Here is a 549-nt window from a genome sequence, read left to right on the forward strand (position 1 = left end):
TGATCGTGACGCTGATGACCTGCGAGGCCGTACCGTCCGCGGACTTCACCGTGATCGAATCGGTCAGCGACTGGCCTGCGCCGAGCGACTGGATCGCGGACTGCGCGTTGTTCGCAGCGTAGGTCCAGGCACCGGTCGTGGTGTTGAAGGTAAAGGTGCCGTAGGTGCCAGCCAGCGTGGCCGGGGTCGCGAAGACCGCTTCGCCCGAATCCACGTCGGTGACGGCGAGCGCACCGGCGGCGGTGAGGTTGCCGCCGGTCACGGCGACGTCTTCCGTCATCGTGCCGGTCGCAGTACCGGTGATCGCAGCGGTGTCGTTGGCACCGGTCACCGTGACATCGATCGCCTTGGTGGCGGTGCCATCCAGGCTCGTGACGGTCAGCGTGTCATGCACGACCTGGCCGTTGGTGAGTGCTTGCGTGGCGGCCTTGGTGTTGTCGAGTGCGTACGTCCAGGCGCCGGTCGCGGCGTTGAAGGTGAAGGTGCCGTAGGTGCCGGACAGCGAAGCCGGGGCCACAGCCTGGAAGCTCGATTGACCGGCATCGGCAT

The 549-nt window shown here is 66.7% G+C and carries 1 protein-coding gene; it reads right to left on the reverse strand.

Annotated elements, in window-relative coordinates; all coding sequences use genetic code 11:
• Nucleotides 1–549 (reverse strand): VCBS domain-containing protein (locus tag HH302_RS22250; RefSeq protein WP_216662030.1); only part of this gene is annotated, 549 nt, incomplete at both ends.

This window comes from Niveibacterium sp. COAC-50 (assembly GCF_013184235.1).
Taxonomy (GTDB): Bacteria; Pseudomonadota; Gammaproteobacteria; order Burkholderiales; family Rhodocyclaceae; genus Niveibacterium; species Niveibacterium microcysteis.